This is a genomic window from Streptosporangium sp. NPDC002607 (assembly GCF_053592655.1).
Map to the genome: position 1 here is coordinate 269,151 of NZ_JBSFWD010000005.1, position 14,701 is coordinate 283,851.

General features: G+C 69.0%; 18 protein-coding genes and 1 CRISPR repeat array. Of the genes, 10 read left to right on the plus strand and 8 right to left on the minus strand.

Translation table 11 applies throughout. The features are described 5' to 3' along the window. Positions 1-761: 761 nt before the first annotated feature. The 4 genes from ACWD3H_RS08415 to ACWD3H_RS08430 form a co-directional block, all read right to left on the minus strand. The gene (locus ACWD3H_RS08415) at positions 762-1,193 is read right to left on the minus strand and encodes a hypothetical protein (protein ID WP_451954511.1); all 432 of its coding nucleotides are present in this window, start codon (positions 1,191-1,193) and stop codon (positions 762-764) included. Next, a complete protein-coding gene (locus ACWD3H_RS08420; protein ID WP_451954512.1) occupies positions 1,186-1,455 on the minus strand; it encodes a hypothetical protein in 270 nt (89 codons plus the stop codon). The genes ACWD3H_RS08415 and ACWD3H_RS08420 overlap by 8 nt, the downstream gene beginning before the upstream one ends. Before the next feature lie 14 nt (positions 1,456-1,469). Continuing rightward, positions 1,470-1,640 (minus strand): hypothetical protein, encoded by a 171-nt coding sequence (locus ACWD3H_RS08425; protein ID WP_451954513.1) that lies wholly within the window; start codon positions 1,638-1,640, stop codon positions 1,470-1,472. Positions 1,641-1,721: 81 nt separating this feature from the next. Then, the gene (locus ACWD3H_RS08430; RefSeq protein WP_451954514.1) at positions 1,722-1,847 is read right to left on the minus strand and encodes a hypothetical protein; all 126 of its coding nucleotides are present in this window, start codon (positions 1,845-1,847) and stop codon (positions 1,722-1,724) included. A 26-nt stretch (positions 1,848-1,873) separates the two neighbouring features. Then, positions 1,874-2,234: a CRISPR direct-repeat array (repeat unit 30 nt; unit sequence GTTGCGACCCCTCTCAGGGGCGATGAGGAC). Between the two features lie 293 nt (positions 2,235-2,527). Between ACWD3H_RS08430 and ACWD3H_RS08435 the strand changes: the two genes are divergently transcribed. Continuing rightward, positions 2,528-3,256 carry a CRISPR-associated endoribonuclease Cas6 gene (locus ACWD3H_RS08435; protein WP_451954515.1) on the plus strand — a complete coding sequence of 243 codons (729 nt, stop codon included), beginning with the start codon at positions 2,528-2,530 and terminating at the stop codon, positions 3,254-3,256. A gap of 219 nt (positions 3,257-3,475) precedes the next feature. Here the strand turns inward: ACWD3H_RS08435 and ACWD3H_RS08440 are convergent, their stop codons facing one another. Beyond that, positions 3,476-4,618, minus strand: coding sequence for an ROK family protein (locus ACWD3H_RS08440; RefSeq protein ID WP_451954516.1), 1,143 nt, complete (start codon positions 4,616-4,618; stop codon positions 3,476-3,478). Between the two features lie 105 nt (positions 4,619-4,723). On the opposite strand from ACWD3H_RS08440, the gene ACWD3H_RS08445 reads away from it, so the two are divergent. From ACWD3H_RS08445 to ACWD3H_RS08475, 7 genes are all read left to right on the plus strand, one after another. Then, on the plus strand, positions 4,724-5,452 hold the full coding sequence (locus ACWD3H_RS08445) for an amino acid ABC transporter ATP-binding protein (RefSeq protein WP_350918818.1): 729 nt from the start codon (positions 4,724-4,726) through the stop codon (positions 5,450-5,452). Positions 5,453-5,483: 31 nt separating this feature from the next. Further along, positions 5,484-6,401, plus strand: coding sequence for a glutamate ABC transporter substrate-binding protein (locus ACWD3H_RS08450; protein ID WP_451954517.1), 918 nt, complete (start codon positions 5,484-5,486; stop codon positions 6,399-6,401). Continuing rightward, complete coding sequence (locus ACWD3H_RS08455; protein ID WP_350954563.1) at positions 6,401-7,045, plus strand: amino acid ABC transporter permease; 645 nt, start codon at positions 6,401-6,403, stop codon at positions 7,043-7,045. Before ACWD3H_RS08450 ends, ACWD3H_RS08455 begins: the two co-directional genes overlap by 1 nt. 94 nt (positions 7,046-7,139) lie before the next feature. Then, positions 7,140-7,967, plus strand: coding sequence for an amino acid ABC transporter permease (locus ACWD3H_RS08460; protein WP_355554987.1), 828 nt, complete (start codon positions 7,140-7,142; stop codon positions 7,965-7,967). Further along, positions 7,960-8,910, plus strand: coding sequence for an asparaginase (locus ACWD3H_RS08465; protein ID WP_451954518.1), 951 nt, complete (start codon positions 7,960-7,962; stop codon positions 8,908-8,910). The genes ACWD3H_RS08460 and ACWD3H_RS08465 overlap by 8 nt, the downstream gene beginning before the upstream one ends. After that, positions 8,907-9,653 (plus strand): copper homeostasis protein CutC, encoded by a 747-nt coding sequence (locus ACWD3H_RS08470; protein ID WP_451954519.1) that lies wholly within the window; start codon positions 8,907-8,909, stop codon positions 9,651-9,653. Before ACWD3H_RS08465 ends, ACWD3H_RS08470 begins: the two co-directional genes overlap by 4 nt. Positions 9,654-10,017: 364 nt before the next feature. Beyond that, a complete protein-coding gene (locus ACWD3H_RS08475) occupies positions 10,018-10,542 on the plus strand; it encodes an SPW repeat protein (RefSeq protein ID WP_355554980.1) in 525 nt (174 codons plus the stop codon). 243 nt (positions 10,543-10,785) lie between these two features. Here ACWD3H_RS08475 and ACWD3H_RS08480 read toward each other — a convergent pair whose 3' ends face one another. The 3 genes from ACWD3H_RS08480 to ACWD3H_RS08490 form a co-directional block, all read right to left on the minus strand. Then, positions 10,786-11,031 (minus strand): hypothetical protein, encoded by a 246-nt coding sequence (locus tag ACWD3H_RS08480; protein ID WP_451954520.1) that lies wholly within the window; start codon positions 11,029-11,031, stop codon positions 10,786-10,788. Positions 11,032-11,215: 184 nt separating this feature from the next. After that, on the minus strand, positions 11,216-11,458 hold the full coding sequence (locus ACWD3H_RS08485) for a DUF6343 family protein (RefSeq protein WP_350918791.1): 243 nt from the start codon (positions 11,456-11,458) through the stop codon (positions 11,216-11,218). A 346-nt stretch (positions 11,459-11,804) separates the two neighbouring features. After that, positions 11,805-12,686: a hypothetical protein gene (locus tag ACWD3H_RS08490; protein WP_451954521.1), complete on the minus strand. Its 882-nt coding sequence runs from the start codon at positions 12,684-12,686 to the stop codon at positions 11,805-11,807. A 171-nt stretch (positions 12,687-12,857) separates the two neighbouring features. On the opposite strand from ACWD3H_RS08490, the gene ACWD3H_RS08495 reads away from it, so the two are divergent. Both ACWD3H_RS08495 and dhaL read left to right on the plus strand, forming a co-directional pair. Next, positions 12,858-13,856, plus strand: a complete 999-nt coding sequence (locus ACWD3H_RS08495; protein WP_451954522.1) for a dihydroxyacetone kinase subunit DhaK — start codon at positions 12,858-12,860, stop codon at positions 13,854-13,856. Positions 13,857-14,008: 152 nt separating this feature from the next. Further along, a complete protein-coding gene (gene dhaL, locus ACWD3H_RS08500) occupies positions 14,009-14,635 on the plus strand; it encodes a dihydroxyacetone kinase subunit DhaL (protein ID WP_355625545.1) in 627 nt (208 codons plus the stop codon). Positions 14,636-14,701 lie beyond the last annotated feature (66 nt).

The following is a 14,701-nucleotide window of genomic DNA, read 5'->3' on the forward strand; positions in this document are numbered from 1 at the left end:
AGCGGCCGTTGCGACCCTCGCAGGGGCGATGAGGACCTAGAGATCACGGATTACGAAGACGGGTTCGATATGTTGTGACCCCTCGTAGGGGTGATGAGGACGCCGTCTACATCGCTGAAGTGATCTGGTTCAGGTTGCGACCCCTCGTAGGGGCGATGAGGACTCACGGGAATTGGCCGCCCAACTCGCCGCGATGGCGTTGCGACCCCTCGTAGGGGCGATGAAGACGGGGCGACGTGAACGCCCTGACCAGAACTCTAGGGCTGTTGCGACCCCTCGTAGGGGTGATGAGGACGAGACCTTGAACCATGCATGGTGGCCACCGATCCTGTTGCGACCCCTCACAGGGGCGATGAGGACACGGACTTGACCCACGCCTGCGATCTGTTCGGGGCGTTGCGACCCCTCGTAGAGGCGATGAGGATCCGCCATGCTCCGTCTCCACGTGCAAGACCACATGCTGTTGCGACCCCTCGTAGGGGCAATGAGGACTGCGAATGTGACCAGGACGAGTGTGAGGTGCGCAAGTTGCGACCCCTCGTAGGGACGATGAGGACCAAGGTAAAGGCACAGGTCAGTGACCTGTTTACCGAGGTGATCCAGCGCTGTTTTGCAGTGAACCTCCGGTAATGCAGAAAACCCCGGAGGTCTGCTGCAAAACGGGGTGATCGCCATGATGCCATGGCGCCTGCGAGATGTCTCTCATCCCCTTCGGGAGCGAAGAAGATGGATACAGCGCGGTCGGTCACCTGACACGGTTCTTATTGATCAGGATCAGCGATCTCGATGATGTGCAGCGGGTTGTCCAGGGCGCGGGACGGCTGCACCCACTTGGCGGCGTCGAGCGTGAGAATCGGGCAGACTGCCACGTCAGCGATAGCGGCAACGTGCGCGTCCCACTGGTCTAGCCCGGTGACGGACATCATGTCGGCGAGCTTGGCGGCCTGATAGATGCCGTCGAGCGAGGCGACGGTGGCGCGATCGAACGCGGCCAGGCCGGTGAGCAGTGCCTGCGCGTCCGGAAGGCCCTGGCTGTCGAGCAGTGCCCCAGCGGCGGCGAGCGACGGGATGACCAGGGATTGACCTGCCCGGTCGAAGTCCTGCAGGAAGCCGATCAGGTCGACGTCACCGCGGGCCACGTCGGCGAGGATGCTGGAGTCGAGGATGTGCGGCGTGGGAGTGAAGTCACTCACTTGAGGCCGCCGGGAAGCCCTGCTCGGTGAGCTGGCGGTTCACGTGCCGCATCATGCGGGCCACTCGGTCCGGGTCGGCTCTGCGGGCGCGTTCCCGCAGTAGGGTCAACGCCTGCTGGTCGGCCATGCGCTTGGCGGCGATGGCGTCGTTAAAGACGGCGGCCACGCTGGTTGCTTTGCCGCTGGCGACCAGGTGCTCGGCGTAGTCGACGACGTCAGGATCCACGGTGATTGTGATTCGAGCCTTCTTCTCTCCGCTCATACTCGGAATCATACTCAGCTGGTCTCGGTCTGGCAGGGAAACAACAGCGAAAGGGCGCGAGCCGCGAGGCAGCTCGCCGGGTGGGGATCCGTGCCGAGGTATCGGGGCTCGCCGCCCCGATCGGGGTGGGCGGCGGCCAGCTCCTCCAGGGCGGCCAAGACGTCGCCGGAGGTGAAGCGGGTCATGAGGGTTCCTTCCCGGTGGTGGAAGTGTGGCAACAGCAGCGGGCTCGGACCTGTGGTCCGCGCCTCGTCATCCCTGCCTCGCTACTCCGCAGCGACCTTCCGCTTCTGCACCTGGCAGGCCAGGCCGGTGACGCCCGCGCCGAAACGCCACCTCGGCATCCAGGACTCTTCAACCGCCTTGAGTTCCCTGATACCGGGGACACGCACGTCCTTGCTGGGCTTGTGGTTCAGGTGTTGCGACCCCTCTCAGGGGCGATGAGGACTCGGCAGCATCGTCCAGCTCGGCAACATCGCCGCGTTGCGACCCCTCTCAGAGGCGATGAGGACCAGTGCTGAACGACCCCCTGCGCCTACCGCGCGAGGTGTTGCGACCCCTCTCAGGGGCGATGAGGACCCGGGGAGGAGGACAGACTGCCCCGGCCATCCCTTGAGTTGCGACCCCTCTCAGGGGCGATGAGGACAACCGGGCGCCCCGCAGGTAGAACCCCCACTGCACGTGTTGCGACCCCTCTCAGGGGCGATGAGGACTGTTGAGCCCGTCCTTGGTGAGGTACTCCTGGAGGTGTTGCGACCCCTCTCAGGGGCGATGAGGACCCCAGGGTAAAGACGCAGGTCAACGGGCGCAATATCGGGGGCCGAAGTCAAGGTTTTGCAGTGAACCTCCGGTAGTGCAGAAAACCCGGGAGGTCTGCTGCTAAAAGCATGATCGTAAAGATCTTGAGGCCGCGACGGCGCCTTGCCGATGTGTGCAGCCTAACCGATCTCCCAACCGAGGCCACAGGTCGGCGGCTCCGGATGTGCTTCACCCTCCTGAACAGCACAGACAGATGGAAACGAGCTTTCGTCCATCTGTAGTAGGTGAGAGCCGAAACAGGCGGGAGGAAGCGATGAGGTTGCGGATCGAGGTGGCCACGGCGGCCACCGAGCTCGCGTGGGCGAAGGTGCTGGCTCCAGGACGGTCCCTGGTGTACGACCTGCTGGCCCGGGAGGCACCGGAGATCGGACGGCGGTTCCACAGCGAGGGGGTCGGGCCGTACAGGATGGTGCCACTGGGTCACGGGGCGCCGGTGTTCCCGCAGGCGAAGCGGCGACGGGGAGCATACGCCGTGGGAGGGCGCGGGTGGGTGGAGCTGGGCAGCCCGCTCTTCGAGGTGGTGACCGTGCTGGCCCAGGGGGTCAAGCAACGTGAGCTGCTGGACTGGGGCGGGGCGGCGTTCCGGGTGCTGAACGTCGCGGCTGTCGAACCTCCAGGGTTCGAGTCGGGGCGGGGCCGGTTCAGGACGAGTACCCCGGTGGTGATGAAGGGCACCGGTCGCGCGGAATCGGGGCAGCGGATCACCCGGCAGGCCTGGCTGCTGCCGACGGACCCGGAGTTTCCGGTGTTCTTCCAGCGGAACCTGCGGCGCAAGGCCGAGACCTTGGGGCTGGATCCTGAGGTGTCGCTGACGGAGATCTCCTGGGTGGGGTCGAAGCGTTCCTTCGCGGTAAGCCAGGGCGCGAAGCCGGGAGCGCCGATCGAGGTCGAGCTGACCGGGCCACCGGAGACACTCCAGGCGATCTGGAGCTGGGGCCTGGGACAGGCCAATGCGGCCGGCTTCGGTTGGATCTCCGCGTGAGCGAACCGGCCGGGATCGTGAGCAAACCAGGTCACCGCGTGAACGAAAACGACAACGAGCAGTCACGACTGATACTGACCGCCCATCCGCTCCAGTGCGTCGGCGCCTACACGTTGGCGTTGCTTGGTAAGGCATCGCCGACGTGTGTGCTGTGCGGGCGCCCCACCCCATTGGGTTAAGAGGGCTGGTCGTACGCCCGCACCTCGTCCGTCCCACCCCTCAGCTGAGGACGGCGTCCAGCAGGAGGGAACCCGCGCCGAGGAGGGCGGCATCGGGGCCGCCACGGGTGACGGCGATCTCCAGGTCGCGGGTGGCCAGCGGGAGGCAGCGCTCGTAGACGGCGGCGCGGATGGAGGAGATCAGCGGCTCGGCGGTGGAGAGACTGCCGCCGACGACGATGGCGTCGGGATTGAGGAAGTTGACCAGGACGGTGAGCACCTCGCCGATGAGGCGGCCCGCGTTCCTGACCAGGGCGGTGGCCTCGGGCACGCCGTCCTCGACCAGGGCGACGACGTCGCCCGGGCGTCGCGTCGCGATGCCGAGCTCGGACAGGGCGCCCATGAGCGCGGCGCCGCTCGCGTAGGCCTCCAGGCAGTCGGGGTGGCCGCACGAGCACATGGTGGAGGAGTCGGTCCTGACCCGGACGTGGCTGATGTCGCCGGCCGCACCCCTGCCCCGGTGCAGGCGGCCGTCGACGATCACGCCGCACCCTATGCCGCTGCCGGCCTTCAGCACCATGAGGTTGTCGCACCCGGGCCATGAGCGGGCCTCGCCGACGGCCAGGAGGTTGGCGTCGTTCTCGACGAGCACCGGCAGGTCGTAGTGCGCGCCGAGATGCTCGGCGACGGGGAAGTTGTGCCAGCCGGGCATGCGCGAGGGAGACACCACCCGGCCGCTGGCGGGGTCGACGGGGCCGGGTATGCCGGTGCCGACGCCTCGCAGGGGGGCGCCGGGCGGGCCGTTGGTCAGCAGCAGCTCGTCGAACGAGGCGGCCATCCAGTCGAGGGTCGCCTCGGGGCCGAGCGCTATGTCGCAGGCGCGCTCCTCGACGACGAGGGGGGCGCCGCTGAGGTCGAGTAGGCCGAAGCGGGCGTGGTGCGCCCCGAGGTCGGCCACCGCGAGCAGGCCGGCGGTCGGGCTGACCCGCAGCCGCCGGGGCCGCCGCCCGCCCCTGGAGGTGCCCGAGCCCTCCTCGACGAGGAGCCCGGTGTCGATCAGCTCCTCGACGCGCAGGGAGACGCTCGACGCCGCCAGGCCGGAGATGCGGGCCAGCTGGGCGCGCGACTCGGCGTGGCCGGTGGCGACAAGACGCAGAAGGTCGCCCTGCGCTCCCCGCACCAGCAGCCGCTCTTTGCCTGACATGGACTAGAGGAATACCACGTCTGTACTTACTACGGCAACGTGTTGACTTCCGTAAGAATCATCTATTACCTTCCGCTTTGTCTTCGATTTCGAAGGAAGATGGCAATGATTCAGGTCAAAGGGTTGAACAAGTGGTTCGGCGATCATCACGTGCTGCGCGACATCGACCTTGATGTGGCGCGAGGCGAGGTCGTCGTGGTGGTCGGCCCCTCGGGGTCGGGCAAGTCCACGCTGTGCCGTTGCCTCAACCGGCTGGAGCCCGCCGGGTCCGGAGACATCCTCGTCGACGGCGTACCCGCCCCCGTGGAGGGCCGGGAACTGGCCAGGCTCCGGGCCGACGTCGGCATGGTGTTCCAGTCGTTCAACCTCTTCCAGCACAAGACCGTGCTGGAGAACATCGTGCTCGCGCCGATGAAGGTCCGGGGCGACTCCCGCGCCGAGGCCGAGGCGTCGGCGCGGGATCTGCTGGCGCGCGTCGGCATCGCCGAGCAGGCGGGAAAGCTGCCCGCGCGGCTGTCCGGTGGGCAGCAGCAGCGGGCCGCCATCGCCCGCGCGCTGGCCATGCGGCCCAAGGTGATGCTCTTCGACGAGCCCACCTCCGCACTCGACCCGGAGATGGTCGGTGAGGTACTGGACGTGATGGTCCAGCTCGCCGCCGACGGCATGACCATGGTCGTCGTCACCCACGAGATGGGCTTCGCCCGCAGGGCCGCCGACCGCGTGGTCTTCATGGACGCCGGCCAGATCGTCGAGACGGGCGAGCCCGGCGCCTTCTTCGAGGCTCCTCAGACAGACAGGGCCAGGGACTTCCTGGCCAAAGTTCTCACTCACTGATCGAAAACGATCGAAAAGGATGGTGGGCCCGATGGTGTCCATGAAGCGGCTGGCCGCTGTCGCCGCTGTGTCCATGCTCGGCCTCTCGGCCTGTGCCGGCACGGACTCGGGAAGCCCGGCCGTACCAGGTGAGGCCAAGGGCGGCGACCTGATCGCCTCGGCGCCGGTCGCGGCCGCCGCGGACATCCTGCCCGGCTCCACGATGGAGAAGATCAAGCAGCGCGGCGAGCTGATCGTCGGCGGGTCGCTCGACGCGCCGCTGCTGTCGCAGCAGAACCCGACGACCGGCGAGGTCGAGGGGTTCGACGCGGACATGGGCAAGGCGCTCGCCAAGTACATCATCGGCGAGCCCAAGGTGAAGATCGTCAACTCCGCCTCGGAGACTCGCGAGGCGCTGCTCGGCAACGGCACCGTGGACGTCGTCTTCCAGACCTACACGATCACCCCGGAGCGGGCCGAGCAGGTCTCCTTCGCCGGACCGTACTACTCCTCCGGGCTGAGCCTCGCGGTCAGGAAGGGCACCACGGGCATCACCAAGCCCGAGGACCTGAACGGCAAGACCGTCATCGCCGGAGCCAACACCCCGGCCATCCCGGCGATCAAGAAGCTCGCCCCGCAGGCCAAGATCGTGACGTTCGGCAGCGACCCCGAGTGCATGCAGGCCCTCAAGCAGGAACGCGGCGACGCCTACGTCCAGGATGAGACGCTCCTGGTCGCCAACGCGCAGAAGGACCCCTCGGTCCAGGTCGTCGGCAGCCCGTTCACCACCGACCCGTACGGCATCGGCCTCAAGCACGGTGACGACCAGTTCAAGAAGTTCGTCAACGACTGGCTGAAGAAGATCCAGGCCGACGGCCTCTGGCAGAAGACCTGGAAGCAGTCTCTCGGCACGGTCGTGCAGGGCGAGGCTCCCACCCCGCCGCAGATCGGATCGGTGCCGGGGTCCTGATGTCCGCCCTCCTGGATCACCTGCCCGAGTTCTGGCAGGGGCTGGTCGTGACCCTCCAGCTGACCGCGGCGTCCTTCGTCGGCGCCGCGGTCGTGGGGCTCGTGATCACCGCCATGCGGGTCAGCCCGGTCGGCGTCCTGCGCGGGATCGGCACGGCCTACGTGGAGACCTTCCAGAACCTGCCACTGCTGGTGCTGCTGGTGCTCGCCGTCTTCGGCCTGCCCGAGATCGGCCTCAAGGCCGACCTGCTGGTGACGGCCATGATCGTCATCGCGCTCTACGAGGCCGCCTACATCGCCGAGGCCCTGCGCTCCGGCGTCAACGCGGTCTCCGCGGGGCAGGGCGAGGCGGCCCGCGCGCTCGGGCTGACCTTCGGCCAGTCCCTGCGCCACGTGGTCCTGCCGCAGGCGCTGCGCACGGTGATCCAGCCGGTCGGCAACATCTTCATCGCGCTGACGATGAACACCTCGCTCGCCGCCGCGGTCGGCGTGGTCGACCTGACCGCCGCGGCCAACCGGGTGAACCTCACGGAGGCACAGCCCATCCCGATCTTCGTCGGGGCCGGCCTGGCCTACGCGCTGATCGCCGCCTGCGCCGGGTTCGTCACCGGACGGCTCGAACGACGGCTGGTGGTGGTCCGGTGAGCGTACTGTCTCCCGACGGAGCGGTGAGTGTCCGGGCCCCTGGCGGGCCGGTCGCCGTTCAGGCCGCGGGCTCGGGCGAACCGGCGGTGGTCCGGTGAGCAACCTGCTCTTCGACCAGCCGGGGCCGCGCGCCCGCCGCAGGATACGGATCGCGACCGCGGTGGGGGCGGTCGCGGTGCTGGCTCTGCTGGCGCTGGCGGTACGCCAGTTCGCCGCCAACGGCCAGCTCGACGCCGACCGCTGGTCGCCGTACGCGACCTGGCCGATGTGGCGCTATCTGCTGAACGGGCTGTGGGCCACCGCGCTCGCCGCCGTCGTCTCGGCCGCGCTGGCGATGGCCGCCGGACTGGCACTGGCCCTCGGGCGGCTGTCGCGGCGCAGGTGGGTACGCGTGCCCGCCGCGGCGTACGTGGAGGTCGTGCGGACCATCCCGGCGCTGCTGCTGGTATACGTCGTGCTGTTCGCGCTGCCCCGCTACGGGCTGGACCTGCCGCTGTTCTGGAAACTCGTGGTGCCGCTGGCGGTCTCGAACGCCGCGGCGTTCGCGGAGATCTTCCGCGCCGGGGTGCTGTCCGTGGAGCGCGGCCAGGGCGAGGCCGGGCTCGCGGTCGGGCTCACCCAGGGCCAGACCATGCGCCTGATCGTGCTGCCGCAGGCGGCCCGGCGGGTGCTGCCCTCGATCGTCAGCCAATCGGTCGGCCTGCTGAAGGACACCTCGCTGGGCTTCGTGGTCAGCTACGCCGAACTGCTCTACAGCGGCAAGGTCCTGGCGACCTACAACGGCCTGCTCATCCAGACCTACATCGTCGTCGCGCTGATCTACCTGGTGGTCAACGCGTCGCTGTCCAAGCTCGCCCGTACCCTCGACGCCCGTGACACCCCGGGGGCCCGCCGGCTCAGAAGGAGACCCGCCCGTGCCTGAACTCGTCCCGCTCGCGGAGGTGGTGCGCTCCGGATTCGTGGAGAGCGTGCACTTCGGTAGCGCCGTCGCCCTCGCGCCCGACGGCACCGTGGCCGTCGCCAGGGGAGCGGTCGGCGCGCCGGTGCTGCCGCGCTCCTCGGCCAAGCCGTTCCAGGCGCTGGCCTGCCTGCTGTCCGGGGCGGACCTGCACGGCCCCGGCCTGGCCATCGCCGCGGGCAGCCACACCGGTCAGGACTTCCACGTGCGACTGGTCGCCGAGATACTCGCCGGGGCCGGGCTCGGCTTCGAGGCCCTCGGCTGCCCCGTGGACTGGCCGGAGGACGAGGCCACCCGGCACATGCTGATCCGGGCGGGCCTGACGGCCTCGCGCGAGCGGATGAACTGCTCGGGCAAGCACGCCGCGATGCTCGCCGCGTCCGCCGCCTCCGGCTGGGAGACCGCCTCCTACCTGGACGCCGACCACCCCTTGCAGCGGCAGGTGCGTGCCGTGACCGAGGAGCTGTCGGAGGAGAAGGCGGCCCATGTCGCCGTCGACGGGTGCGGCGCCCCGCTGTTCGGGCTGTCGCTGACCGGGCTGGCCCGGGCCGTACGGGCCCTGGTCGTCGCCGAGCCGGGGACCGCGCCGCGGGCGGTCGCCGACGCGATGCGCGAGCACCCCGAGTACGTCGGCGGGACCGGGCACGTGAACACCTCGCTGATGCGGGCGCTGCCGGGGGCGGTGGCCAAGGGCGGGGCCGAGGGGGTTCTCGTCGTCGCGCTCGCCACCGGGCACGCGGCGGCCGTCAAGGTCATCGACGGGAGCCCGCGGGCCACGAGCGCGATCGCGCTGGCCGCGCTCAGGGCGGCCGGCGGGGACGTCGCACCGGCGGCCGGCTTCGCGAGTGTTCCGGTGCTGGGCGGGGGTCTACCAGTCGGCGAAATCCATGCTTTGGAGGAAAAATGAGTCTTACCTATGAAATCTGCATTGACAGCACCGCCGGCGCGCTCGCGGCCGAGCAGGCCGGGGCGCACCGCGTCGAGCTGTGCTCGGCCCTCTTCGAAGGGGGCCTGACCCCGACCCTCGGCACCGTCGAGGCGACCCTCGCGGCGGTCTCGACGATCCGGGTCCACGTGATCATCCGCCCCCGGGGCGGCGACTTCATCTACGACGAGTACGAGGTCGCGGCCATGGAGCGCGACGTGGCCACGGTCAGGGACGCGGGCGCGCAGGGCGTGGTGATCGGGGTGCTGACGCCGTCAGGCGAGGTGAACGTCGAGGTGGCCAAGCGCCTCATCGATGCGGCCGGGGGCCTCTCGATCACCTTCCACCGGGCCTTCGACATGACCGCCGACCCGTTCGCCGCCCTGGACACCCTCGCCTCCCTGGGCGTCGACCGGGTTCTCACCTCCGGCCAGGACGTCACCGCCCTGGAGGGCGCGCCGCTGATCGCGTCCCTGGTCGAGCGGGCAGGCGACAGCCTGATCGTCATGCCCGGTGGCGGCATCACGCCCCGCAACGTGCACCGCGTGGTCGAGGCGACGGGAGCCACCGAGATCCACTTCGCCGCCCTGGTCGACGCGCCCAGCCCCGCCGTCCACCGCAACCCCCACCCGTTCATGGGCGGGGAACTGCGCCAGCCCGAGTACAGCCGCCTGATCACCTCGCCGCGCCTGGTCTCCGAGGTGATCGCCGCCTCTGGCACCTGACCTCCACCTCCGCCACCTGGATATCAAGCCACCAAGTGGCTATCCCCGGCGTGGTGACCAGGGGTTGAGCACGACGTGCGGATGAGCGCGCTGTGCCCGTTCTGGGCGGTAGGCGGACTGCGGTAGTCGCTCAGCCTGGCGGTGACCGGGTTGTAGAGCATGATGAACGCCCTGGGGCGCCGTGTCTCGGTGGCGGCGGGGTGCGCTGGACGGGGGCGGCCACTGGATCGCCTCTGTCCAAAGGATTTCATTAGTTAGATTTGTCATTCTTTGGGCTGTTTGGAGCTTATGTCGGGTATACCGGTAGAAATTCGCTTTCGCATGAAATCGAATTTCGCATGAAAACCGGAAGGGGGCATGGGTCATGATGAGACCCGCAAGCCTGGAGCAACACCCCGATCTCATGGAGATGCGGGCGAGGTACGAACGGGCGGGCTCCAGTTCGGTGGCGCAGGTCATCGACGGACTGGGCCTCCTGGCCGGGCTGTACCTGGCGATCTCTCCATGGGTGGTCGGTTTCAACGGCCTGTCCAGGCTCACCGTCAGCAACCTCGTCACCGGCCTCGTGGTCGCCGCCCTGGCCCTGGGGCTCGCGTCCGCCTACGGCCGGACGTACGGGATCAGCTGGGTCGTGCCGATCATCGGAATCTGGACCATCATCTCTCCCTGGGTCACCGGCTCGGCGACGACGGCGAACATCTGGAACAACGTCGTCACCGGCGTCATCATCTTCCTGCTCGGGCTGGGAGCGGTGGCGGTGGGCTCCAAGAGAATGCCCGGCATGGGACACAAGGGAGACATGTCCCACCGAGGAGACATGCCACACAGGACAGACATGCCCAACAGGCCGGACATGCCCAACCGGCCGGACTTCCCCAACAGGCCATAGGTGGATGTGGCATCGGTGCGGCGGCGAAGGACCGCCCCGCCGATGCTGTACGGGACCTCCGCCTTCAAGCCGCCCCCGTTCTGACCGCCTCCACGAGGGGCGGCGGGGGTGCACAGTCCAAAGCAGCGACATCTACCCGAGTCCCGCCAGGGAAACGACCTCACCGCGACAGCGGCCCAGCCTGGCCGGGGACAGCGGTGGCGATGCCGTATCCAGATGAGCCCGGCCCCGACCGGGCTTCCGTCATCTTCGATCCGGCGCCAGGCAGGCGCGAAACTCCCGGACCTGGATGGTCGTGCTGTACGGCTCCAGCCGGTCGGAGAACTTCCGGATGCGCCCGACCAACCGAGGCGAGGTCAGTGATCTGGCCATCGGGATGGCCGTCCGCGCCGAGTCGATGGCCTGCTCCAGCTCACCCAACCTCAGATAGGCATCGGCGGCGCTGACCCGGCTGAGCTGGTCCTGGTCCGCGAACTCTCCCGGGGGCACTGCCGCGCCTACGCCACGACGACCTTCGCCACCGAAGTACCGGCCAAGGCCATCGCCTTCGCCCTGCCGCCCCTTTCGGGCATCCGCCTGACCTGCCCGCCGCCGTTGCGCCTGGGCCGCCGTTCAGTCCGTCTCCAACTCACGGACCCCGCTGACACGGCCGAGCGCGGCCAGGACGGATGACCTACTCGAAGAGGGTGTGCCGCTCACCGCGCCGACGTCTCCGTACGATCCGGATCCCGACCACCACGATGTCCACGACGGCGATGGCCGCCAGCACGGCCAGGGCCACGGCGAGCGCGGTGATCCCTGCCTGTGTCGCGAAGACCGCCAGAGCCGTACAGACCACCAGCCCGAAGATCGCCAGAGCGAGCCGCAGGTTCAGCGCGCTCTTCGGATGGTCATGCGTTCCCGGCTGCTCCTTCATGAGACCACCTCCGGGGCAATATCGATCTCCCCACCTGCCCATACCTGTGCAAGGAGGCATCTCCCAGCCCTTACCCAGGACATCCCGGATAACCCGCGGCATCATGGTCTTCACCCCGATTTTGCAGCAGACCTCCCAGGTTTCCCGCACTACCGGAGGTCCACTGCAAAACAGCACCGGATTCCCTCGGCAACCAGGCCACCGACATGTGCGTTTACCTTGGGTCTCCATCGCCCCTACGAGGCGATCCTCGACCGTTCACGGGCCCCGGTGAGCCCGGCGACCGGCAGAGACCGCCAGGAGCGCTCTAAAAGGGGCCGGGTACAGACGTCGCGCCGAAGACGGCTCACGGTTCGGCGGGGGTCGACGTGGAGGGCTCATCGGGGGTGAAGCGCCAGTATCCGTACGGGTTGAAGAAGAAGCTGTCTTCCTCGTAGCCAAGGCACGGGTGTCTTTCCATGATCCATCGCGGGCCGTCGGGGGTGGACCGGTAACCCTCGCCGTCGCTCATCTCCCGCGCCCGCCGCTCGGTCAGCAGGTAGAGCGCCACCTCGTCGATCAGATCCACGACTTCGCCGACCAGCGTCGCGGGCAGCGGTTTCCCCGCGGGCGACCCGATGTCGATCTGCACATCGGGTGCGCCCAGCAGATGCATACCGCAGCTCTTCAACAGGCTGCCATCCAGAAGCGGCCGTTTGACCCAGGCGTGGAAGAGGATCACGGCCAGCATTTCCCGATCCCTAGCCTCGGCCGCCCGATCGGCCAGGGTGAGCCACCGCTCCCGGCCGTGCGCGAGACCGCTGCTCTCGCCCTTCGCGGCCGTGGCGCCGGAGCGCAACAGCGCGGCCGTCACCGCCAGCATCCGCCGCGAGACGTCGAACGTTCTGTCCCACACCTCCTCGAAAACCCCGTCACCATGACCGACCATCACTCTTCGGTGGAGATCGAACGCGTTGTTCTGCCTCATCGGCGGCGACAGCACGTACACCACCGAATCGTGTGTCTCCACCGCCCCCCAGTCGGATTCGGTGAAGGAGACGTTCGCCAGGGAGGCGTCAAACGACCGGGGCATCCGCGGATCGTGAGCCTGCTGAAAGCGCTCCAGGTCGACGCTGAAGCCGGGCCCCCCGACCTCTGCGACGACCTTCTCCACCACGTCGAAATCCAGACCCGAGCCGAGCACGCAGAGCACGTGGCGTGGGTACACCTCATAGTTTTGCCGGAACATGCTGGCGAAGGTACCGAAACCCACCGACAAAACATACCTGGCCGATCACATGCTTCGGGGCTCGGGTACGCACCAGGCTGGACAAGGCGGACAGCAGAGACTGATCTCCGGGGACGTCAGGGGTCTGAAACCGGGTAGGAACAGAGCGTTCGCGACGCAAGGAGGGGCCAGGTGGCCGCACATCAGCTGGTCAACGACCCGCAGGAGCTCGTCGGCGAGGCGCTCGAAGGGCTGGAGCTCAGCCAGCGGGGGCGGCTGCGCTGGAACCGCGACCCCAGCTTCGTCATCAGGGCCGATGACCGGCGGCCGTACAAGGTGGGCGTGCTGTCCGGCGGCGGCTCCGGGCACGAGCCCCTGCACACCGGTTTCGTGGGGTACGGGATGCTGGACGCCGCGGTGCCGGGAGCCGTCTTCGCCAGCCCCACCGCGATCCAGATCCAGGCGGCCACCGAGGCGGTCGACGACGGCCGGGGCGTCGTCCACGTGGTCAAGAACTACACCGGTGACGTGCTGAACTTCACCATCGCCGCCGAGGTCTCCGGCGGCATCCGGACCGAGACCGTGCTCGTCGACGACGACCTGGCCACCGACACCTCCGTCGAGGGCGGCCCGGGGCGGCGGGGCACCGCCGCCGTCGTCGCCGTCGAGAAGATCTGCGGCGCCGCCGCCGAGCGGGGCGCCGACCTGTCCACGGTGGCCGCGCTCGGCCGTCGCGTCGCGGGCAACGCCCGGACCATGTCCCTGGCCCTGCGGGCCTGCACCCACCCCGGTCAGTCCGTACCCTCGTTCGACCTGGAAGTGGGCCAGGTCGAGTTCGGCGTCGGCATCCACGGCGAGCGGGGGGTCCGGAAGATCCCCGTTGCCCCCGCCGACGAGCTGGTGGCCGCGCTGGCCGAGCCGGTCGCCGACGACCTCGGGCTGAGCAGGGGCGACGCGGTCTTCGTGATCGTCAACGGCCTCGGCGCCACCCACCAGCTGGAGCTCCTGACCGCCTACCGGCAGGTGACCCGGCTCCTCGACGCACGAGGTGTCACCATCGCCCGGCAGCTCGTGGGCTCCTACGTCACCGCTCTGGACATGGCGGGCTGCTCGGTCACCCTGATCCGCGCGGACGAGGAGCTCGTCGGCCTGTGGGACGACCCGGTGCGCACCGCGGCCCTCACCTGGTGACCCGCCCACGGCTCCGGCGGTCGGCGACGGTCACCTGACCGGCCCCGCCCCGGCCCGGTTCTCCGCATAAGGAGCATCGTCGCAGGTCAGCCACCCTGTTAGAGCGAATCGACCGGCCTCGCGTCCCGTCCCGGTACTCGAAGGAGAAACCCATGAACGACCTCGAACCCCAGGCCGTACTGTCGTGGATCGAGCGGTTCATCATCCGGATCGACGACCGGGTTCAGGAGTTGACCGAGCTGGACCGCCGCAGCGGGGACGGCGACTTCGGCACCAACATGGTCACCGCGCTCACCAGGGCCAAGGCGAAGCTCTCCCCCGCCCCCGCCGACGCCGGGGCGCCGTTCTCCAGCCTCTCGACGGCCTTCCTCGAACACTCCGGCGGCACCAGCGGGCCGCTGTTCGGCATGTGGTTCCGCGAGTTCGCACTGGCCGGACAGGGCAGTCCGGCCTTCACCGCGGCCCTGCTCGCCGACGCCGCCAGGAACGGGGTGGCCACGGTCCGCAGGCTGGGCTCCGCCTCCGTGGGCGACAGGACGATGGTCGACGCCATGGCCCCGGCGGCGGACTCCCTGGCCGAGGCCGCGGGGAACGACGTCCCCGCGGTGGAGGCACTGCGGTCGGCGGCGGAGGCGGCCCGTGCCGGAGCCGACTCCACCTCCTCGATCACCGCCCGCCGGGGCCGGGCCAGCTATGTCGGCGAGGCCGCCCTGGGAGCACCCGACCCCGGAGCCGTCGCGGTCGCCCTGTTCTTCGAGTCCGCTGACGAGCTTCAGTAGACGTGCGGCCAGCCGGCGGCGTCCCAGCCGAGCAGGTTGACGCCGAGACGGGCGGAGCCGTCGTCG